Origin of the sequence: Paenibacillus phyllosphaerae, assembly GCF_014192105.1 — a bacterium.
Taxonomy (GTDB): domain Bacteria; phylum Bacillota; class Bacilli; order Paenibacillales; family Paenibacillaceae; genus Paenibacillus_Z; species Paenibacillus_Z phyllosphaerae.
Window position 1 is genome coordinate 150,465 of record NZ_JACHXK010000009.1, and the last position, 19,976, is coordinate 170,440.

Below are 19,976 nucleotides of genomic sequence, written 5' to 3' on the forward strand. Positions count from 1 at the left end.
CTCACATGCATGTCATTCATCAGTCAGTGGCCGGCCTTTTAATGCGATTTAAAGTTTCATGGGTCAATGCTTGCAGCTGTTAACAAAGAGCAGAAAGGTGGATTCCATTGGGCTCTCGAATCATGCATTACGCGATAACGACTTTGCTGGCGCAGCCGCTTGGCTTGACGGGCAGCCGCGAGTTTATGCTGGGCGGCATTGCGCCGGACATTCATCCTTTTATGCCGGGCGTGAAGCCCAAGGATCGGACCCATTTCGTCGACCGGAATGCCGCAGGCATAGGTCGGATCAATGTGGAACGTTACATCGCCAAGTACCGAGGGCGGCTGCAGGAGCCTTTCTACTTGGGCTATCTGTGCCATCTGCTCTCCGACGTCGTCTGGACGGAAATGTGGTATTCGGCGGTCGAGCATCTCCCTGAAGAGACGCGCAAGACTTGGCTTGCCGCGTGCTATCAGGACTTCTGGCGGCTGAACGCTCGTCTTGCGCGGCATTACGCCCTCGAACGGATGGAGCTGGGCCCCGCGATTCCTGCGATCGGGCTGGAGGAAGCGGACTATCCGCTGCGCCATGTGCCGCAGCTGCTGGAAGGGCTGGAACGCGATTTTACGCAGTCGCAGGATGCGGCAGGGGAAGCGCTCGAGCTGTTCGCGGACGATAACAGCCAAATCGTCGCCTATATCGAACGATGCGCGGATCGGTGCCTGACCGTGATTCATGAACGGGCTTTGGCATAAAAGCATTCGCCGGCCTCCATACGGCAAGGAACGGCAGCCCGTTGGTCATCTGACCTTCTGGCTGCTTTCGCTGCGGTACTGGCGGGCGCTCATGCGCGTGATGGACTTGAACATTTTGCCAAAATGCGAGAAGTTGCCGAAGCCCACCTGCCCCGCAATGTCGGTGACGGACAAGGAAGTCTCCCTGAGCAGCCGCTGCGCCTCCTTGATGCGGATCAGATTGACGTAATCGATGATCGTGAAGCCCGTCACCTCTTTGAAGACTCGGCTGAGATAGTACGGGCTCACGTAGAAGCGGGCGGCTAGCTCATGCAGGTGGACGGGCTGCTCGAAGCTGTCGTTCAAATAACGCGCGACCTCGGAAGCTTTGCGGTGGATGGGCGAGGTGAGGGACATGCTTGCCTCCGCCTCGGTTCTGCCACCGCTCTGGGCATGGCGCGCGCAGAGCAGCGCCAGATCGAGCACCGTCTGCCGGAGCACCAGCATGAACCCGGCGGGCTGCGAATGCAGCTCCTCCATCAACCGCCCGATATGCCCCTCGACATACCCTCTGGCCGCCAGCGGCAGCCGAATGACGGGCTGGCAATGCGCTAGCGCGTCGGTCATCCACTCATATTCGGGCTTGGGCAGCGATTGCAGCAGCTGTTCGTCGAAGTGCGCGATGACCCGCGTATGAGCGCCCTCTCCCGTCTGCATCGTCTTGTGCAGCTCATGCCTGCGAATGAGGACCAGATCGCCCGCCTCCACCGAATACGCCGTATCCCGGATGAAATACGTCCGCCTGCCCTCGATTAAATAGTAGATTTCGTAAAAAGGGTGCCAATGGTTGCTGTCCATGCTGTAAGGCCCGTCACGGCGCATATACTCGACGTAGACGGATTCGCCCGCAGGCACGCCGTATTCCATATGATGCGGATAGGTCATGGTGGCCTCCTCCAATCCAACACGCTAAGCACATTGTGATTGCACAATGTTGTACTCGCGACCGCGAGTCCAAAACAATGTGACTGCACAAATCTATGTTCAGAATACCGAACATAGATTTGTGCAAGATACGCGGCATTTACCTCAATCTTAGCACGAAACGAGGAGAAAACGGTTCGATTCTGCATTATGCTTGAAGAAAATACTTCATGCGAAGAGGATGGTAACCCATGAGCGCGAAAAAGAAATATGTACTCGTCGGCTCCGGCGGACGAGCGGAATTCTTCTACTCTGCGATTGCAACCACGTACAAGGAAACGAGCGAGCTGCTTGCTTTCTGTGACACGAACCAGACCCGCATGGATTATGCGAATGAGCTGCTCGTTCAGCGGTATGGGTACGAGCCGGTCCGCACGTACAAGTCGGATCAGTTCGATACGATGATCGAAGCCGAGAAACCGGATGCCGTCATCGTTACGAGCGTCGACCGCACGCATCACACGTATATTATCCGCGCGATGGAGCTGGGCTGCGACGTTATTACCGAGAAGCCGATGACCGTGGACGCGGACAAATGCCAGGAGATCCTCGACGCCGTCGAGCGTACCGGCCGCAACGTGCGCGTCACGTTCAACTACCGCTATGCGCCGCATCATACGAAGGCGCGGGAGCTCATCGAAGACGGCACGATCGGCCAAGTGACGAGCGTGCATTTCGAATGGCTGCTCAACACGCAGCACGGGGCGGACTACTTCCGCAGATGGCACCGGGACAAGCGCAACAGCGGCGGCCTGCTCGTGCACAAGTCGACGCACCATTTCGACCTGGTCAACTTCTGGATCGGCTCGGAGCCGGAGACGGTGTTCGCGTTCGGCGATCTGCTGTTCTACGGCAAAGAGAACGCCGAGCAGCGCGGCGTGACGCAGTTCTACGACCGTGCGACGGGCAATCCGAATGCGGAAGGCGACCCATTCGCGCTGCGTCTGGACAACAATGAGCACTTGAAGCGCTTGTATCTGGATGCTGAACCGGAAGACGGTTACCGCCGCGACCAGAGCGTATTCGGCGACGGCATCAACATCGAGGACACGATGGGCGTCATGGTCCGCTACAAGAACAAGGCGATTCTGACCTACTCGCTGAATGCCTACCTGCCATGGGAAGGCTACCGGATCGCGTTCAACGGCACCAAAGGCCGGATCGAGATGACGATCGTGGAAGCTTCCTACGTGAACTCGGGCGGCGACAAGGCGCAAGAAGGCGCGCTGAAAGGCAAGACGATTACCGTCTACCCGATGTTCGGAGCGCCATACGAAGCGGAAGTCGAAGAAGGCGAAGGCGGCCACGGCGGCGGCGATCCGGTCCTGCTGAACGATATTTTCGGCACGCCGGTCGAAGACCGATTCAAGCGCGCGGCCAACCATATCGACGGCGCCAAATCCATCCTTACGGGCATCGCGGCGAATCAAGCGATCCGCACAGGTCTGCCGGTTGCGGTGGGCTCGCTCGTCAAGTTTCATGAAACAAGGTAACGATTCTTCGACATGAAGGGGGCGCACCACCATTGAAACCGTTTCTTGATGATCAATTCCTGCTAACGAATCCCGTTGCGGAGCGGCTGTACCATGAACATGCCGCGCTGCAGCCGATTATCGACTATCACTGCCATCTCAGCCCGCAAGAGATTTACGAGAACAAACGCTTCGCGAATCTGACCGAGATCTGGCTGTACGGCGACCATTACAAATGGCGCGCGCTCCGCGCGAACGGCGTGCCGGAGGAGCTGATCACCGGCGGCGAAGGCGTCTCCGATTACGATCGTTTCCTCGTCTGGGCGAAAACGGTGCCGATGACGCTCGGTAATCCACTCTACCATTGGTCGCATCTGGAGCTGCAGCGGTACTTCGGTATCTCGGAATTGATCAACGAGCAGAATGCGCCGCTCATCTGGGAGAAGGCGAACGAGAAGCTGCAGTCGGAAGGTTTCGCGGTTCGCGACCTCATCACGGCCAATCAGGTGAAGGTGATCTGTACGACGGACGATCCGGCCGATTCGCTCGAGTATCATATCGGCATCGCGCAACTGGAGAGCTTCGATTGCAAGGTGCTGCCTTCCTTCCGTCCGGATAAGGCGCTCGAGCTGCGCCGCGAGACGTTCCTGCCTTGGATCGCCCGACTGGAAGCGGCGAGCGGCAGCAAGATCGCAACGTATGACGAGCTGCTGGATGCCTTGAAAGCGCGTGCACAGTTCTTCGACGACAACGGCTGCTGCGTCTCCGACCATGCGCTCGATTACGTGCCGTATGCGGAGACGACGCGCGAGGAAGCGGCGGCAATCTTCGCCCGCGCCTTGGCGGGAGAGATCGTCAGCCTCGAGGACGAGAAGAAGTACAAGACGTACACGATGCTGTTCCTCGGCAGGCTGTACGAAGAGCTCGGCTGGGCGATGCAGCTTCACATCCACGCCGCGCGCAACAGCAACAGCGCGATGTACCGCAAGCTCGGTCCGGATACCGGCTTCGATTACGTCGGCGAAGGCGAGCTTGCTTATCCGCTCGGCCGCTTGCTCGACCGTCTGGAATCGGAAGGCGGACTGCCGCGCACGATTCTGTACTCGCTGAACCCGAACGACTACGACGTGCTCGGCACGCTCATGGGCTCGTTCCAAGGCGGCGTTCCCGGCAAAATCCAGCTTGGGGCGGCATGGTGGTTCAACGACACGAAGGATGGCATGCTCGAGCAGATGAACAAGCTGGCGAATTACGGCCTGCTCAGCCGCTTCGTCGGCATGCTGACCGACTCCCGCAGCTTCCTGTCGTATACGCGGCACGAATATTTCCGCCGTATTCTGTGCAATATGCTCGGCGAGTGGGTCGTGCGCGGCGAAGCGCCTTACGACATGGAACTGCTCGGCGGCTTGGTGGAGCGTATCTCCTACGGCAATGCGCAATCGTACTTCGGCTTTGAGCAAGTGGGTGCAGAGGGCGGCAGCCCGGTAGCCTCGCATTAATCGATCAAAGTGAGCAGACCTTGTCTTGGGCAAGGTCTGCTTTGCGTTGTTTCGCCGCTGCGCCATTCAAGAGGGTATCAGCTGTTTTTCAACCGTACAGGGATGGCTTACAATGGGAGAAGAACAAGAACATGTGCGTAATCGGGAGGGAGAGCGATGGGCACAAGCGCGAATATATCGATTCGCTTGGCAACGGCACAGGAGTGTGAACTGGTGTTGCAATTGGTACTGAACGCTTTTCGCGAGTACGAAGGGATCCTCATTCCGCCGTCCGGCGCGCTTCGGGAGACGGCAGACAGTATCCGGGCCAAGATGGAGCAACAGGGAGGAGCGGTCATTGCCGAGGCGAAGGACAGCGGACTGCCGCTGGGGGCGGCGCTCTATCGCTTCGTCGACCAGCATCTGTATATCGGCCGCGTCTCCGTCATCCCGCAGGGGAGAGGACAGGGCGCAGGGGTGGCGATGATGCGGGCGCTCGAGCAGCTCGCCATTGATCACGGTATTGAGGAGACGAGAGTGTCCGTACGCTGCTCGCTGCCTGGTAACGTCGCCTTTTACGAAAGGCTGTCTTACGAAGTCTTCGAGCATCTGTTCTATCCCGAACGGACCGACAGCTGGTTCGAGATGAAGAAACGGCTTACTGCCAGAATGGAATCCGGAATAACGCCAAGAGAGCAATAACGGTAGCGAGAGAGAAGAGCAGCGCTTTGCCGGTATGGGTATGATGAATGCGGATGACGAAGAACATCAGGAAGTAGAACGTGACCGACCAGAGCAAATTCCATCCATGATCATATTGAATATTGCCGATTCCGTACCAGACGGTTTCAAGCGCGGTGAAAAATGCGATCCAAGCGAGATAATAGATAGCCTGGTTCTTCTTGCCGGACGGATAGTATTGCAAATAGAGCAGCACCGTGCAGGGCAGTAGCAACAACGTATTGGCCAGATCGCCGCCGCGATGCGTCAAGAGAATATCCGGTTTGAATGCCCAGGGCAGCTTCTTCAAGCAAAGGAAATTATACAGCAGGTTCACGCCGGAGACGAAGAGAATCGTGGCGTAGAATTGACGCCAGCTTCGATACGAGCGGGTCCAGACGGTTGCAATCAGCAAGATGAGATTCGAGGCAAGAATCATAGAGCAGCATGTACCCCCCCAGGTGCGAGATGGATACAGTTTTTCCCACATGCGATGGAATTATGTTGCAGACATGCCTTAATTCAAGGCATGCACGAATGCGATGATCAACCAGATCGTAAGCACAAGGAGCCCGAATACCGAGGCGCTGCGGATATAGATGATACCGGCCTCCGACGGTTCGGGCCGCTCCTTATACATCCAAGCTTTTCCCCACGACATGCTGCCTTCCGGATTGAAGAACGACCAGATGAGCAATCCGTAGAGGGGCAGCAGAACAATAAACATGACAATGAAAAATGCCAACTTTCATCCCCTCCTACGTTAGGTAAGTTAAGATTCGGCTTACTCCTTCCCGCAAATCCCATAGAAGAACACATGCGCGAGCTCCTCCGCAAAATGCGCCTCATTGCCCTGCAAGCGGGCGAGCTCCAACAGTTGGGCCGTCTGGGACATAAACATGCGGAAATACGCCAGGACGAGCGGGGCCGTTACCTTCTCGGACACCTCGCCGGCTGCTTTGCCGCGTTCGATCCATTCCGCCATGAGCGGAATGACGACCTCATTGTACCGCCGATCCACGTATTCCGCGATTTCCCGGTCTTCCACGAGCAGCTCGCGCAGCAAGTCGAGCGTGAAGAAGCGATTCGACTTTTTCTCATTGAACATGATGTAGTGAATCGTCTCCTTAAAAGTATGCCGCTCCTCCATATGTACTTGAAACTCGGTCAGCGAGCTGTCGATGAACGCCTTGAACGTCTCGCGCAGGAGCATCTCTTTGCTGCCGAAATAGTTATAGATGGTCACCTGCGACACATTCGCCTCCTTGGCGATATCGGCGATTCGGATACGCTTGGGCTCCCAGGTCTTCAGCATCGTCAATGTCGTGTCCATAATTTTGTCTTTGATCATGGACGCTCTTTTCTCGAATCCGTTCATGTTCCCTCCTGGTTTAGGCTAGATAATGAAATTATAGCATATCAATATTTCATAACTCCATTGACGCCGTTTTCACCGAGCAGTAATATAATTTATGTAATATTATAGTTCATATATTTCATAATTAAGGCGCTGCGGAGGTGCGGCTATGTTAACGGTTGAGCGGTTGACGAAACGTTTTGCGGGCGGTAAGGGAATCGAGGACGTCTCCTTCCAGGTGGAGAAAGGGGAGGTCTTCGGATTTTTGGGGCCGAACGGAGCAGGTAAATCGACGACCATCCGCCATATCTTAGGGTTCATGAAGCCGGATGCCGGGCGGGTAACCGTTCAAGGCATGGACAGTTGGCAGCATCAAGGGCAGTTACAGCGGGTTCTCGGTTATTTGCCGGGGGAGATCGCGTTCCCGGAAGGGATGAACGGAAAGGCGTTCCTTGACTTTATGGCTGAGCTGCAAGGATGCGGCAATATGGCTAGACGCGGGGAGCTGATTGACCGGTTGCAGTTCGATGCCCGTACGCCTATACGCAAAATGTCCAAAGGCATGAAGCAGAAGGTCGGCATCGTGGCCGCCTTCATGCACGCGCCGCCGCTCATCATTCTCGACGAGCCCACCTCGGGACTGGATCCGCTCATGCAGAAGGTGTTCATCGACCTCGTGCTGGAGGAGAAGGCGCGGGGGACGACCTTCCTGATGTCCTCGCACAGCTTCGCGGAGATCGAACGGACTTGCGACCGGGCGGCGATCATCAAGCAGGGGCGGATCGTCGCGGTCAAGGATATCCACGAACTGCAGTCCATGCAGCGCAAAATATTCGAGGTGACGTTCGTGAACGAAGCGGACGCGCACGCTTTCGCAGCGGCTAGGGGCGATGAGGCCGAGATTCGCAAAGGCCATACCGTCCGGGTCGCCGTTCAGGGGGATTACAATGCTTTTCTGGCAAGCATCCTGCCGTATCCGGTCCGCAATATCGATGTATTCGCGCAGAATCTCGAGGATATCTTCATGAACTACTACGATCAGTCGGAGGTGCTCGCATGAGTCTGGCGCTCTATCGGCGGATGCTGTCCCTCCATCTCAAAACGATGATGAACTACGCGGTCGGCTCGGCTTTCTACATGGTGCTGATGCTGGGGATTTATCCGAGCATCGCGAGCAATTCGCAGGCCATCGACGAGCTTGTCGCGGCGATGCCTGAAGGCATCGGGCGCGCTTTTAATCTGACGAGCGGATTCGGTACGGCGCAGTCGTTCATCTCCGGGGAGTATTACGGCTTGATTCTCGTGCTGATTCTATCGGTGTTCTCCGTTCTGCTGGCGACGCAGCTGATAGCCAAACTCGTCGATCAAGGCGCGATGGCGTATCTGCTGGCCGCGCCGCTCACGCGAGGCAAGGTTGCCTTCACGCAGGCATCGGTGCTGGTCACCGGGCTTGCGCTCATCATGGGCATGACGACGATTGCCGGATTCGCGGGAGCCGCGATCTTCCTCGAGGATGGCGCGCTGGATTCCGGACGGTTCCTGGCGTTGAACGGGATGGCCTTCCTGCTGTTCTTCGCGGTCGGGGGAATCGCATTCCTCGTCTCGGCGGTCTCCAACGACGAGAAGCGGGCGCTCGGTATCTCCGGCGCCATTACCTTCGGCTTCTTCACTCTCGATCTGCTCGGACGGTTGAGCGGCCAGCTGGATTGGCTTCGCGCGGTTTCGTTGTTCGCGCTCTATCGGCCCGGCGAGATCGTGGAAGGGAGCGGCCCTGCACCATTATTCGGCGCTGCATTGCTTACGATTGGCGCTGCCGCATTCGCGATCGGAATCGTCCGGTTCAGACGGCGGGATCTCCCGTTATAGAGGGTTAGGAGGGAAGAGGCAGGGGCTTGAAAGCGCCTGTCTCTTTTGTATGCGAAGAATCGCAGGAATCATTTTCCGCAGGGCTTGGGCCATATGCGTTTGTTAAAAGCGCCGATTTATGGTATAATTTCATTAAAATCAGCCAAAAGGACGGTGAGAAGCTATGAAATCGACGAATATCTCTTTCCTGCGTATGATTTCGAGTATTCTCATCGTTATCTTCATGATTTTTTCTACACCAATCCCCGTAGCGGAGTCCGGCATCAATGAGCCGTTCGCGCGCTTGATCCATTCTACGTCTGTGGAGACGGCCGCTAAGCCGTCCGTCCGCAAGGATCAACCGATGCTCGCGAAGCTGAAGCTGGCTGCCTTCATGGCGGTCCTGCTCTTCCATGCCGCCGCACAGCGCAAGCTGCCGCTCCCTCTGCCTGCTGCACACGTGTTCCGGCCGTTCATTGCACGCCGGTTAATACTGATGAAGCTAACCCCTGTGAAGTGTACCTCTCTCTTTGTGTAAGATTCGAACCTTCCGCGTATTTCCGCATGTTCACAATGACACCACATTGCTAGAAAAATCCAAATTTTCTGGTTCTATTTCGTGTACCCATTTTCTAACCGCAATGAAGGCTTAAGCCTTAAGGCTGGTGTTATTTGAAATACAGAATTTATAAGTTTCACATTTATAAATCATCCTGTATTTCTCCGGTATGAAACGCGCTACGCCGCCAGAGGAAGGCGTCAGCCGTTTCACCTTGACCTGCGCTGTATGCGGAAGGACCTCCACACAAGCGAGAGCAAAATGAACAGGAGGTTATCCTTATGAATTTCCGCGAAAGTGATCTGCCAGGCATCGGCAAAAAGTTTCAGCTCCTCACAAGAGGAGGCGACAAACTAGTCATCATCGTCCATGACGATGGCAGACGTGAACTATATCATTACAACTATGACGATCTCGACGAGAGCATCTCCCAGGTGACGCTCGATGATGACGAGGCGAGACTGATCGCTTCGGTCGTCGGCGGCATGGCGTATACGCCCAAGCAGCTGGATTCCATTGAAGTGGGGCTCCATAAGCTCGTCATTGAATGGTACCGGCTCGAACCGGGCATGGGCTGCATCGGCCGCAGCATCGGCGATTTGCAAGTGCGGCAGCAGACAGGCGCGACGATCATCGCCGTCATTGCCAAGAATCAGGAAAGCCAGATCAATCCCGGTCCGGAGGTCGTGCTTCGTCCGGAAACTACGCTCGTCGTCGCCGGCGAGCGGCGCCAACAGAAGCATTTCCGCGACACATTCCTTAGCGGAGGTGGCGGCGGATGAATCATATGGTCTTTGAGATCGGCCTGGCCATCGGCCTGATCGCCCTGGCGGGCATGATATCGACGAAGCTGCGTTTCTCCGTCATCCCGTTCTACATTCTGATCGGGATGGCCGTAGGGCCGCATGCGATCAAGATCTGGCATTTCGACTTCCGCTTTATCGAGAGCGCCCCGCTGATCGAATTTATGGGCCGAATCGGCGTCTTGTTCCTGCTGTTTTATTTGGGGCTCGAATTCTCGGTCGGACGCCTGATCAAATCAGGAAAGTCCATCGCCGTCGGCGGATCGATCTATATTCTGATCAACTTTACGCTAGGTCTCTTATTCGGCTGGCTCCTCGGGCTGCCGATGGCCGAGATCTTGATCGTCGCAGGCATAACGACGATATCCTCCAGCGCGATCGTGGCCAAGGTGCTGGTCGATTTGAGGAGGACCGGCAATGCCGAGACGGAGATGATCCTTGGCATCATTATGTTCGAGGATGTGTTCCTGGCGGTCTACATCTCCATCGTTTCAGGGTTGGTCCTCAGCAGCTCGTCCACGATCGGCGGCGTAGCGCTCTCGGCGCTCATCGCCCTGGGCTTCATGCTCATGGTGCTGGTCGTAGGCCGCAAGCTTGTGCCGTTCTTGAATAAAGCGCTGCGCGTCCGCTCGAACGAACTGTTCATGCTCATTATTTTCGCCGGGCTGTTCATCGTCGCCGGCTTCTCGGAGACGCTGCACGTTGCCGAAGCGATCGGCGCGCTGCTCGTCGGCCTCGTGCTCGCCGAGACCGAGCATATGAAGCGGATCGAACATTTGATCTTGCCGTTCCGGGATTTCTTCGGCGCGATCTTCTTCTTCAGCTTCGGCCTCACGATCGATCCGCTGGCGCTTGGAGGCGCGGTATGGATGTCGCTCGGAGCGGTCGTCCTGACGCTGATCGGCAACGTTGCGGCAGGCATGTGGGCAGGGCGCAGCGCGGGTCTGTCGCCCAAAGCTTCGCTTAATATCGGCCTGACCATCATGGCTCGCGGCGAGTTCTCGATCATTATGGCCAATTTGGCCAAAGCCGGCGGCCTGCTGGCGATCATTCAGCCTTTTGCCGCGCTGTACGTCCTTATTCTTGCTATTCTCGGTCCGCTCCTCACGAAGGAGAACAAGTTCATTTATCGCCTTCTCGATAAGGTGTTCAAATTCTCGGCCAGTCCCCGTGCCAAGCAACAGGAGTTGTCGTCTTCTTCGGAATCCTGATCGCCAATAAGGCTGAAGGAGGGGAGGCCGATGAGAGGCGATAACCACCGGATGGATACGGGCAATTCCAATCTGCCAGCCACCGCTGGATACCGGCTGGCGGCAGTCGTGTTCGGCGCGCTGCTTGCCGCGGTCGGGGTAGAGCTGTTCTTGGCGCCGAGCGGATTGATCGTGGCGGGTATGACGGGGGTATCGATGCTTGCTGCCCCGCATGCCGGCACGGGAATCGGGTTGCTGTTGTTCGCGTTTAATCTTCCTTTTCTATTGCGGCAGGGACGCCTGCTGCCAAGCGAGCAGCGAATGCTTGCCGCCCAAGGGCTGGTGGCCTTCGGTGTGTTCGCGTCCTTGCTCCACGCCGTGCAGGGACTGACGGACGAACTCTTGCCCGCTGCCATCGTAGGCGGCGCCGTGCTGGGACTCGGCTTCCGGGTAGCGCTGCGTTACGGAGGATTCTTGGATGTCGGCGCAAGCGCGGTCCCCCGTACGTCGCGAGGCATGGCAGGCTATGCGGGTCGTATGCTATTAAGTGTGACGGTTATGGCAACGGGCGCCTTGCTGCTGGAATGGCATCTATGGCTGCACTCGGTTATCGCGGTGATTGTCGCCTTCCTGGCCGCCGCAAGATGGAATAGAGCGACTTCCCTCTCGCTCGTCCTAACGATCACGACGATACAAGCGGATACCGTGGTAACAGCCGTGAAGCAGGCGGCGGGAAGCCACGGAGAGCTTCAAGGCCTGAGCACCGATGCGGAACGTCAGACGTTCACGATTGAGGTGCGGGTTGCCAGACTTGCGGCATACGCCTTGCGTGAAGCGGTGCTGCGCGCAGATCCGGAAGCGATCATCCGGGTGACAAGAGATGAGCATCCGAAGAATTAAGTGCCGCTAGTTATTTAGGCGCATTCAATTAGGTTTACCGATAGCCGGTCAGAATTTCTGATCGGCTTTTTGGCATGGATCTTTACATTTATATCGGATTTCGGTTGAATGTTCGGGAATTCTGTAGAAATTTGTCTGGAAGAGTAGGTCGAAAGATGTATAATGTTATAAATGCTTACATAACGAACAGCTAGGCATAAGCGAATCAGGGGGGAATCACTCATGTTTGATTGGCTGGGATGGAGAGACGGATTGCCGCTGTGGTGGTCCTATCGGCTTAATCGGGAACTGAAGCAGGACGTCGAAGAGATATTCGAAGGCATTGCCGAGACGCGGAAGCAGATTCTGGAGTCGTGGGCCACGGACAGCTGGCGACATCTGGAACGATTGCATGATCAATTGGCGGATACGGGACAAGAGGGCGAGCTTACGGCAGATCCTTCCGCAGCGCATGCGCGCTTGTTCCGGACCGTGTATGACCGGGCATCCGATTTTACCGAGCTGTTCTTGCTCGACCGCGAAGGCCGGGTGATCTATTCCACCCATGCCGGTCATCAAGGGGATGTCTATGACAGCCGCTCGATTCTTGCGACGGGGCTTCAATACGCAGGCGGGGGACGGGATATTCGCAGCTGCTTGTTCGGTCCATTCGTCGATCCGATGACGGTCAGAATCGGACCTCGATCCTCGACGTTTCATGACGCGATGACGCTTTTGTTCATTAAACCGTTCATGCACAAGGGAAGTCATCAGGGCTACCTGTGTGGCAGAGTGCCAAACGATGTACTGGGGGATTTAATTCAGCGGGAATCGGGCCATGTGTATCCGGACTCGGGCGACAATTATTTGTTCATGGCGAAGCCAGTGTTGAACCGCCACATTGCGCCGGGGACGGCGTTGTCCCGTAGCCGGTTCGAAGACCGGACCTTCACGCATGGCGAGAACCTGAAGGATGGCGTAACGACCAGCTGGGGCACGGTATCGGTTCAAGACCATACGGAGCTGGAGCTGATCTTCACGGATCCGGCCACGGGCGAACTCCACCCGGGCGTAGCCAATACGATCCGGGGCGGCAGCAATCTGTTCGTCGAATTCCCGGGTTATTCCGACTACCGGCACATTCCCGTCATCGGCAAAGGCATCACGTTCCAGCTTCCGCATTGCCCGGACGGCTGGGGCATGATGTGCGAAGGCGATCTGGAAGAGGTGTACCGGGTACGAAGCCTCCGTTGGTCTTATATGAAGCACGGCCTCGGCTGGCTTCCGATTCTCGGCATTCTTGTAGCTGCGGCGATGTTCCTGCTGCAGCAGCTTGACTTAAGCCCGTGGCTGACGTCGATTGCGACAGGCGTTGTAAGTGTGCTTGTCATGGGCGTGTTCCTGCGGCGGCAGGATAGGAAGATCGGCATGCCAATCGTTCACGATCTGCGCCGGCTCCATGCGTTCATCCGGATGAATGCGGAGGGCAAGGGCGATCTGATGCAGCGTCTTGCGCCGGATTCATTCCTGAACAATGAGATTCGGGATTTGGCCAAATGGGTCAACAACATGAACGATTCGCTCGAAGGCATCATGCTGCGGATCAAACAAGCTTCATTGGACGTGACGAGCAGTCAGCGGATGCTCGGGGATACCGCCGATGCGACCGCGGGGACGACGGAGCGGGTGAACGGCCAGATCCAGGATATGATCCAGGCCTTGCGCAGCCAGCTGAAGGATATCGACGTCGCGAAGGACGTCGCCGACGAGATGCGCCAGACGCTGCGGACGCTCGAGTCGAAGGCGGCCGAGCAGATTGAGCTGACCCAGGGCGAGCTGATCCGCATTACCGATAAAATGAGCCAGATCACGCTGCGCGTATCCGACACGAATACGACGATGCAGGCGTTCATGGCAACGACAGAAGAGATCCGCGAGGTGCTGTCCGTCATCGAGGAGATCTCGGCTCAGACGCATCTGCTCGCATTGAATGCTTCCATTGAAGCGGCGCGCGTGGGCGAGCAGGGCCGCGGCTTCGCGGTCGTCGCCGCGGAGATCCGCAAGCTGGCGGATCTGACGCGAACCTCGACCGATCAGGTGAACCAGATCGTCGAGCAAATTTTCATAGGCGCTCACCAGGCGACCGTCTCGATGAAGGAAGGCACGAAGGTGGTCGAGGAAGGGACGGCGCTCGTTGCGGCGGCGTCCGAGACGCTCCGCGCAGCCAAGTCCGACGATTCCCTCAAGACGCGCATCGTCGACGAGGTCGTCGAGCTGATGGAGAAGATCGCGCAGGTTAGCATGGAGAACCGCTACATCTCCACGGAGGTCGAGCGCAACGTGCAGGAGCTGGTGAAGGAGATTCACAATGTTCGGGATACGGCGGACAACGTAGAGATCATCACCGCCTCGATGCAGCAGCTCGTCGGCCAATTCCAGCTGACGGAATCCCGCAGAAAATAGGAAAGCGAACCGCCGGCGATCCGTTTGTCCGGCGGTTTTGTTTGTCCCAAGGAGTAGGAACTTTACATAAGCGGCTGGAAGCTGAGGTTCAGCTGGCGACCAAACCTCATGCGTCTTCTGGCAGCTCTTGCATGGATTGGAAGCCGCGCGCGCAAGCTAACGAAAGAAGCGTTGGCGTGCTTGCCGGATGTAAGAGAGGGGCAGTAACGGGAGGCTCTTCTTCCATTCTTCCGTCAAATTGATGGAAGGGAAAATACCGTGAGAATGAATCTCAGTCCAAAAACGGTTCATTCCAGGGCGAACATCGGCAAAATGTTCGTGTTTTCTGACAATTTAAGTCGAAAATCTGCCGCGCTGTGACGCAAAAGCGAACTTTAGTAAAAGTGGATTGAATAAATGTTCGTATTTGGATTGACAGCTTAAAGGGGCATTCGGTACACTAGGGGAGACGAAACGGTCGAACGCGCAATAGCCGTTTCACCTAGAAATATAAGAAAGTATACGTTTCACCTTATACTCAAGCCTTATATTTCACCGGAATGAAACTCGCTTACGCCATAGAAGATGGCTTAGTCGTTTCACCTAGCAATCTCGTATAAGTCCGGGAATATGGCCCGGAAGTTTCTACCCGAGAACCTCAAATTTTCGGACTACGAGCCTAAACACGTAAGAACAGGTTGTCCTAAGCAGTACGGGTCAACTTTCGCCATTCATTCTCTTTCATCATGTGGAACACATCTATTGTACATGCAGAAGATGGGGGAGAGGGAGCTGCCGCATCACGACCTTGATCAGCGGGCGGCTTCGGGAACGGCGTTATGTTCTTCGCCTTTACGTTCTTAGTCCCGAAGCGGCGGCTCCCTATGGAGAGAGGCTGCTGCCGGGATTTTTCTGTTTTTAATACCATTCATATAGAGAAAGTGGGTTTGATGCATGTCAGCGAAAGTGGGCGTCATCATGGGCAGCAAGTCAGACTGGGAAACAATGAAATTGGCCTGCGACGTTCTGGATGAACTGAATATTCCGTACGAGAAGAAGGTCGTATCGGCGCACAGAACGCCTGACCTGATGTTCGAATACGCAGAAACGGCCGTATCCCGCGGTCTCAAAGTCATCATTGCGGGAGCTGGCGGCGCTGCACATCTGCCCGGCATGGTCGCTGCGAAGACGATTCTGCCGGTTATTGGCGTTCCGGTGAAATCCTCGACGCTGAACGGCCTGGATTCGCTGTTGTCGATCGTTCAGATGCCAGGCGGCATTCCGGTAGCGACGGTGGCGATCGGCAGCGCGGGCGGCACGAACGCAGGGCTGCTGGCAGCTCAAATCCTCGGCGCTTTCGACCCGGAAGTGCAAGCTCGTACGCAAGCCCGCCGCGATCGCGTGCAGCAGCAAGTGCTGGAAAGCAGTGATACGCTATGATCGAAGCGTCAGCGAAAGTCATTCTGCCCGGAGCGACCATCGGCATTCTCGGCGGCGGTCAGCTCGGGCGGATGCTGGCGAATGCGGGCAGCGCGATGGGCTACCGCTTCGTAGCGCTCGACCCGACGCCTGACGCGCCGTGCGGACAGGTGGCCGACCAGATCGTGGCCGCCTACGACGACCGCGAAGCGGCGAGGGAACTTGCCCGGCGCTCGGACGTAATTACGTATGAATTCGAGAACGTCGACGCCGGCGTGGCGGCGATGCTGATGGATGAATCGTACGTGCCGCAAGGCAGCGAGCTGCTCTACACGACGCAGCATCGTCTGCGGGAGAAACGCGCGATCGAAGCGGCCGGCGTGAAAGTCGCGCCTTACAGCGAGATCCGCAGCGTGGACGAGCTTCGCGAAGCGGTAGGACGATTCGGACTGCCATGCGTGCTGAAGACGGCGACCGGCGGCTATGACGGCAAGGGCCAATGGGTCATCAAGACCGAAGCGGAGATCGAAGAAGCTTACGAGACATTGAGCCGCGCGAAGACGGAACTCGTGCTCGAGCAATTCATCCGTTTCGATAAGGAATTGTCCGTGATCGCGGCACGCAGCCCGCAAGGCGAAATCCGAACATTCCCGGCGGCGGAGAATATTCACGTCGAGAACATCTTGCACTTGTCGATCGTGCCTGCACGGGCGAGTGAAGACGTGCAACAGGAAGCGGAGCGCCTGGCGGCGCGCATCGCCGAAGGGCTCGGCGTCGTCGGCCTGATCGCGGTGGAGCTGTTCTTAACCGCAGACGGCGAATTGTTCGTGAACGAACTGGCGCCGCGTCCGCATAACAGCGGCCACTACACGATGGAAGCGTGCCGGACCTCGCAGTTCGAGCAGCATGTGCGCGCCGTATGCGGCTTGCCGCTGGGCGACACGACGCTGCTTACGCCGGTCGTGATGGTGAACGTGCTAGGCGAGCATATCGAACCGCTATTGCAGCATGTTGCGGCAGCAGATACGGCGGCAGCGAAGTACGACGTGGCACCGAAGGTGCATTTGTACGGCAAACATGAAGCCAAACATAAACGGAAGATGGGCCATATTAACGTGCTGGCGGCGAACGTAGACGACGCACTGGCCTGGATCGCCGAAACGAATATTTGGAGGGTTTAATCGATGTTAGAACGTTACTCTAGACCAGAGATGAGAGCGATTTGGACGGAAGAGAACAAATTCAAGGCTTGGCTCGAAGTGGAACTATGCGCATGCGAAGCTTGGGTAGAACTTGGCGTTATCCCGCGCGAAGACGTTGTCGAACTGCGCAAGAACGCATCGTTCGATATTGACCGGATCTACGAAATCGAGTTGGAAACGCGCCATGACGTTATTGCCTTCACGCGCGCCGTATCCGAGACGGTCGGACCTGAGCGCAAATGGGTGCACTACGGCCTGACATCCACCGACGTTGTCGATACGGCAACTGGATACTTGCTTCGCCAAGCGAACGAAATCCTCGACAAAGACATCGTGAACTTCATCGAGATTCTGCGCGGCCAAGCGGTAACGTACAAAGACACGGCGATGATGGGACGGACGCACGGCGTGCATGCCGAGCCTACGACATTCGGCCTGAAGCTGGCGCTGTGGTATGAAGAGATGAAGCGTAACCTGGAGCGGTTCCGCCATGCGGCGAACGGCGTTCAGTTCGGCAAAATCTCCGGCGCGGTCGGTACCTACGCGAACATCGATCCGTTCGTTGAAGAATTCACTTGTAAGAAGCTCGGCATCACGCCTGCTCCGATCTCGACGCAGACGCTGCAGCGTGACCGCCATGCGGAATATATGGCTACGCTGGCCTTGATCGCAACATCGCTCGACAAGTTCGCGACCGAGATTCGCGCCCTGCAGAAGAGCGAGTTCCGTGAAGTGGAAGAGCCGTTCGCGAAAGGTCAAAAAGGTTCCTCCGCAATGCCGCACAAACGCAACCCGATCGGCTGCGAGAACATCTCCGGCCTTGCCCGCGTGATCCGCGGCCATATGATCTCGGCGTACGAGAACGTTCCGCTCTGGCATGAGCGCGACATCAGCCACTCGTCCGTAGAGCGCGTCATCCTGCCGGATGCGACGATGCTGCTGAACTACATGCTGAACCGTCTGGGCAACATCCTGAAGAACCTGCAAGTGTTCCCGGAGAACATGAAGCGCAACATGCAGCGCACGTTCGGCGTTCCGTTCTCGGGCCGCGTCATGACGAAGCTGATCGACAAAGGCTTCAGCCGCGAGCAAGCGTACGACACTGTACAGCCGCGCGCGATGCAAGCGTGGGAAGAGCAGCGCCAATTCCGCGACATTATCGAATCGACGCCTGCGATCACCGAGGTGCTGTCGGCGGAAGAGATCGACGATTGCTTCAACCCGGCATGGCATCTGAAGCATGTCGACACGATCTTCAAACGGCTTGAACTGATCTAATCGAATTCACCGCCCGCGGCGAGCGGCGGTTGGTATAGAGGGAGAAACCTTGCGGGGGATGGAGGCGGCGCGCCTGTCACCGAGCGTGTCAGAGCAGAGGCTGTCTGCCATACCTCGCAAGGAACAAGGAGCGGATATTCATGACGGTACAAGCGTTGTCCACGGCTGCGGATTATATCAAAGCGCCACTGCTGTACAAAGGCAAGGTGCGCGAGCTTTACGATCTCGGCGAGCATTACCTGATTGTCGTTACCGACCGCATCAGCGCGTTCGACTACGTGCTGGACCCGGCGGTTCCCCAGAAGGGCAATGTGCTCAACCGGCTGTCGGCGTTCTGGTTCGAACAGACGGCGGACATTCAGCCGAACCACGTCGTCCATACGGACGTCGACCTGCTCGGCGACCTGATTACGGAGCCGGAACTGCTGCGTAACCGGATCATGGTGACGAAGAAAGCGGAGCGGATCGATATCGAGTGCGTCGTGCGCGGTTACATTACCGGCAACGGCTGGAGACAATACGCGAAGACGTCCGCGATCAACGGCATCGAGCTGCCGGCTGGCTTGCGCAAGAACGAGCGCTTCCCGGAGCCGCTCTTCACGCCTGCGGCGAAGAACGATGTCGGCCATGACGAGGACATCCCGTTCGAGCGGATGCAGGAGCTCATCGGCGCGGAACTGGCGGAAGAATTGCGCGACCGCAGCATCAAACTGTACGAGTTCGCTCGCGGCTACTGCGAGGAACGCGGCATCATCCTGGCGGATTGCAAATTCGAATTCGGACTTATCGATGGCAAAGTCATTCTGATCGACGAAATCTTCACGCCGGATGCTTCCCGTTTCTGGGCGAAGGAGAATTACGCGTACGACATCGAGATCGACAGCATGGACAAAGAACCGGTCCGCACGTACTTGCTCGGCTCCGATTGGGACCAGAACAGCAAGCCTGCTCCGCTCCCGGTCGAAGTCGTCGACGAGACAACGCGCCGTTATTTGAACATCTACGAGTGCTTGACGGGCAAGTCGTTATAAAAAGGTTTTTAAAGGTTTAGCTCGCCCCAAGCGAGCGTCAACTAACCAACCAACACGCGGGGCAAGCAAATATGCCCCGCACCATATATAAATCACCGCGCGCCGGGAACGACCGGCAAGCGAGCATTCTCTACACCCAGAGCAGCATGAAAATTTTTTCAATTCGGAAAATGGCGCAGCAATAAGCGGACTGTTCAGCTGGAGAGCAACGCGATCGCCTTTGTAATTGGGAAACTACCGCTATCACATTCGATCCTGGTTTCCCAATTACAACAGCGACGGAAGCGAACAGTGCCGCGTTTGCATAGCCCTCCATTTTCCCATTCTCGAAAATTATCAGGAGGCGACCCCCCAATGAAAGCAACGGTTTACGTGACAATTAAGCAAAACGTTCTTGACCCGCAAGGCAGTGCCGTACAAGGCGCGCTGCACTCCATGGGCTTCGACGAAGTAGGCAAAGTTCGCATCGGCAAATACCTCGAACTCGAACTGGACACGAACGACCGCGCGGAAGCGGAATCCCGCCTGAAAGCGATGTGCGAGAAGCTGCTGGCGAACACGGTTGTCGAAGACTACCGTTTTGAACTGGAGGGTTAATTCG

The 19,976-nt window shown here is 56.7% G+C and carries 20 protein-coding genes and 1 riboswitch; of the genes, 16 read left to right on the forward strand and 4 right to left on the reverse strand.

Annotated elements, in window-relative coordinates:
* Positions 1-107: 107 nt before the first annotated feature.
* The gene (locus FHS18_RS19485; RefSeq protein ID WP_183601756.1) at positions 108-737 is read left to right on the forward strand and encodes a zinc dependent phospholipase C family protein; all 630 of its coding nucleotides are present in this window, start codon (positions 108-110) and stop codon (positions 735-737) included.
* Positions 738-782: 45 nt separating this feature from the next.
* On the opposite strand, the gene FHS18_RS19490 is transcribed toward FHS18_RS19485, so the two are convergent.
* Complete coding sequence (locus FHS18_RS19490; protein WP_183601757.1) at positions 783-1,661, reverse strand: helix-turn-helix transcriptional regulator; 879 nt, start codon at positions 1,659-1,661, stop codon at positions 783-785.
* Positions 1,662-1,891: 230 nt separating this feature from the next.
* On the opposite strand from FHS18_RS19490, the gene FHS18_RS19495 reads away from it, so the two are divergent.
* From FHS18_RS19495 to FHS18_RS19505, 3 genes are all read left to right on the forward strand, one after another.
* Entirely contained in the window at positions 1,892-3,193 is a 1,302-nt protein-coding gene (locus FHS18_RS19495) for a Gfo/Idh/MocA family protein (RefSeq protein WP_183601758.1), read from the forward strand.
* A 32-nt stretch (positions 3,194-3,225) separates the two neighbouring features.
* Positions 3,226-4,671 (forward strand): glucuronate isomerase, encoded by a 1,446-nt coding sequence (uxaC, locus tag FHS18_RS19500; protein WP_183601759.1) that lies wholly within the window; start codon positions 3,226-3,228, stop codon positions 4,669-4,671.
* A gap of 156 nt (positions 4,672-4,827) precedes the next feature.
* On the forward strand, positions 4,828-5,352 hold the full coding sequence (locus FHS18_RS19505; protein ID WP_183601760.1) for a GNAT family N-acetyltransferase: 525 nt from the start codon (positions 4,828-4,830) through the stop codon (positions 5,350-5,352).
* Here the strand turns inward: FHS18_RS19505 and FHS18_RS19510 are convergent.
* From FHS18_RS19510 to FHS18_RS19520, 3 genes are all read right to left on the reverse strand, one after another.
* Positions 5,309-5,809, reverse strand: a complete 501-nt coding sequence (locus tag FHS18_RS19510) for a CBO0543 family protein (RefSeq protein WP_183601761.1) — start codon at positions 5,807-5,809, stop codon at positions 5,309-5,311. The genes FHS18_RS19505 and FHS18_RS19510 overlap by 44 nt on opposite strands.
* A gap of 78 nt (positions 5,810-5,887) precedes the next feature.
* The gene (locus FHS18_RS19515) at positions 5,888-6,115 is read right to left on the reverse strand and encodes a DUF6199 family natural product biosynthesis protein (protein ID WP_246427775.1); all 228 of its coding nucleotides are present in this window, start codon (positions 6,113-6,115) and stop codon (positions 5,888-5,890) included.
* 39 nt (positions 6,116-6,154) lie between these two features.
* The gene (locus FHS18_RS19520) at positions 6,155-6,748 is read right to left on the reverse strand and encodes a TetR/AcrR family transcriptional regulator (protein WP_183601762.1); all 594 of its coding nucleotides are present in this window, start codon (positions 6,746-6,748) and stop codon (positions 6,155-6,157) included.
* Between the two features lie 148 nt (positions 6,749-6,896).
* Here FHS18_RS19520 and FHS18_RS19525 point away from each other — a divergent pair, with 148 nt between their 5' ends.
* The 12 genes from FHS18_RS19525 to purS all read left to right on the forward strand — a co-directional run bounded on the left by FHS18_RS19525 (position 6,897) and on the right by purS (position 19,972).
* Positions 6,897-7,787, forward strand: a complete 891-nt coding sequence (locus FHS18_RS19525; RefSeq protein WP_183601763.1) for an ABC transporter ATP-binding protein — start codon at positions 6,897-6,899, stop codon at positions 7,785-7,787.
* Complete coding sequence (locus FHS18_RS19530; RefSeq protein WP_183601764.1) at positions 7,784-8,593, forward strand: ABC transporter permease subunit; 810 nt, start codon at positions 7,784-7,786, stop codon at positions 8,591-8,593. The genes FHS18_RS19525 and FHS18_RS19530 overlap by 4 nt, the downstream gene beginning before the upstream one ends.
* Positions 8,594-8,756: 163 nt before the next feature.
* Positions 8,757-9,110: a hypothetical protein gene (locus tag FHS18_RS19535; protein ID WP_183601765.1), complete on the forward strand. Its 354-nt coding sequence runs from the start codon at positions 8,757-8,759 to the stop codon at positions 9,108-9,110.
* A gap of 302 nt (positions 9,111-9,412) precedes the next feature.
* The gene (locus FHS18_RS19540; RefSeq protein ID WP_183601766.1) at positions 9,413-9,913 is read left to right on the forward strand and encodes a cation:proton antiporter regulatory subunit; all 501 of its coding nucleotides are present in this window, start codon (positions 9,413-9,415) and stop codon (positions 9,911-9,913) included.
* Positions 9,910-11,145: a cation:proton antiporter gene (locus FHS18_RS19545; RefSeq protein WP_183601767.1), complete on the forward strand. Its 1,236-nt coding sequence runs from the start codon at positions 9,910-9,912 to the stop codon at positions 11,143-11,145. Before FHS18_RS19540 ends, FHS18_RS19545 begins: the two co-directional genes overlap by 4 nt.
* Positions 11,146-11,175: 30 nt before the next feature.
* Positions 11,176-12,024, forward strand: coding sequence for a YitT family protein (locus FHS18_RS19550; RefSeq protein ID WP_183601768.1), 849 nt, complete (start codon positions 11,176-11,178; stop codon positions 12,022-12,024).
* Positions 12,025-12,246: 222 nt separating this feature from the next.
* A complete protein-coding gene (locus tag FHS18_RS19555) occupies positions 12,247-14,466 on the forward strand; it encodes a methyl-accepting chemotaxis protein (RefSeq protein WP_183601769.1) in 2,220 nt (739 codons plus the stop codon).
* 571 nt (positions 14,467-15,037) lie between these two features.
* A riboswitch (purine riboswitch) is annotated at positions 15,038-15,139 on the forward strand.
* 260 nt (positions 15,140-15,399) lie between these two features.
* Positions 15,400-15,885, forward strand: coding sequence for a 5-(carboxyamino)imidazole ribonucleotide mutase (purE, locus tag FHS18_RS19560; protein ID WP_183601770.1), 486 nt, complete (start codon positions 15,400-15,402; stop codon positions 15,883-15,885).
* Positions 15,882-17,045, forward strand: a complete 1,164-nt coding sequence (purK, locus tag FHS18_RS19565) for a 5-(carboxyamino)imidazole ribonucleotide synthase (RefSeq protein WP_183601771.1) — start codon at positions 15,882-15,884, stop codon at positions 17,043-17,045. Before purE ends, purK begins: the two co-directional genes overlap by 4 nt.
* 3 nt (positions 17,046-17,048) lie before the next feature.
* Positions 17,049-18,344, forward strand: coding sequence for an adenylosuccinate lyase (gene purB / locus FHS18_RS19570; RefSeq protein WP_183601772.1), 1,296 nt, complete (start codon positions 17,049-17,051; stop codon positions 18,342-18,344).
* A gap of 140 nt (positions 18,345-18,484) precedes the next feature.
* Positions 18,485-19,375, forward strand: a complete 891-nt coding sequence (locus tag FHS18_RS19575; protein WP_183601773.1) for a phosphoribosylaminoimidazolesuccinocarboxamide synthase — start codon at positions 18,485-18,487, stop codon at positions 19,373-19,375.
* A gap of 354 nt (positions 19,376-19,729) precedes the next feature.
* Positions 19,730-19,972 carry a phosphoribosylformylglycinamidine synthase subunit PurS gene (purS, locus tag FHS18_RS19580; protein ID WP_183601774.1) on the forward strand — a complete coding sequence of 81 codons (243 nt, stop codon included), beginning with the start codon at positions 19,730-19,732 and terminating at the stop codon, positions 19,970-19,972.
* The last annotated feature ends 4 nt before the right edge of the window (positions 19,973-19,976 follow it).

What these genes read in the sequence shown, in the direction of transcription:
- purE (WP_183601770.1), top strand. Translation starts at nt 15,400, where the DNA reads ATGTCAGCGAAAGTGGGCGTCATCATGGGCAGCAAGTCAGACTGGGAA.
- FHS18_RS19535 (WP_183601765.1), top strand. Translation starts at nt 8,757, where the DNA reads ATGAAATCGACGAATATCTCTTTCCTGCGTATGATTTCGAGTATTCTC.
- FHS18_RS19525 (WP_183601763.1), top strand. Translation starts at nt 6,897, where the DNA reads ATGTTAACGGTTGAGCGGTTGACGAAACGTTTTGCGGGCGGTAAGGGA.
- FHS18_RS19510 (WP_183601761.1), bottom strand. Translation starts at nt 5,809, where the DNA reads ATGATTCTTGCCTCGAATCTCATCTTGCTGATTGCAACCGTCTGGACC.
- FHS18_RS19490 (WP_183601757.1), bottom strand. Translation starts at nt 1,661, where the DNA reads ATGACCTATCCGCATCATATGGAATACGGCGTGCCTGCGGGCGAATCC.
- FHS18_RS19545 (WP_183601767.1), top strand. Translation starts at nt 9,910, where the DNA reads ATGAATCATATGGTCTTTGAGATCGGCCTGGCCATCGGCCTGATCGCC.
- FHS18_RS19520 (WP_183601762.1), bottom strand. Translation starts at nt 6,748, where the DNA reads ATGAACGGATTCGAGAAAAGAGCGTCCATGATCAAAGACAAAATTATG.
- purK (WP_183601771.1), top strand. Translation starts at nt 15,882, where the DNA reads ATGATCGAAGCGTCAGCGAAAGTCATTCTGCCCGGAGCGACCATCGGC.
- FHS18_RS19495 (WP_183601758.1), top strand. Translation starts at nt 1,892, where the DNA reads ATGAGCGCGAAAAAGAAATATGTACTCGTCGGCTCCGGCGGACGAGCG.
- FHS18_RS19550 (WP_183601768.1), top strand. Translation starts at nt 11,176, where the DNA reads ATGAGAGGCGATAACCACCGGATGGATACGGGCAATTCCAATCTGCCA.
- FHS18_RS19505 (WP_183601760.1), top strand. Translation starts at nt 4,828, where the DNA reads ATGGGCACAAGCGCGAATATATCGATTCGCTTGGCAACGGCACAGGAG.
- purB (WP_183601772.1), top strand. Translation starts at nt 17,049, where the DNA reads ATGTTAGAACGTTACTCTAGACCAGAGATGAGAGCGATTTGGACGGAA.
- FHS18_RS19555 (WP_183601769.1), top strand. Translation starts at nt 12,247, where the DNA reads ATGTTTGATTGGCTGGGATGGAGAGACGGATTGCCGCTGTGGTGGTCC.
- FHS18_RS19575 (WP_183601773.1), top strand. Translation starts at nt 18,485, where the DNA reads ATGACGGTACAAGCGTTGTCCACGGCTGCGGATTATATCAAAGCGCCA.
- FHS18_RS19540 (WP_183601766.1), top strand. Translation starts at nt 9,413, where the DNA reads ATGAATTTCCGCGAAAGTGATCTGCCAGGCATCGGCAAAAAGTTTCAG.
- purS (WP_183601774.1), top strand. Translation starts at nt 19,730, where the DNA reads ATGAAAGCAACGGTTTACGTGACAATTAAGCAAAACGTTCTTGACCCG.
- FHS18_RS19530 (WP_183601764.1), top strand. Translation starts at nt 7,784, where the DNA reads ATGAGTCTGGCGCTCTATCGGCGGATGCTGTCCCTCCATCTCAAAACG.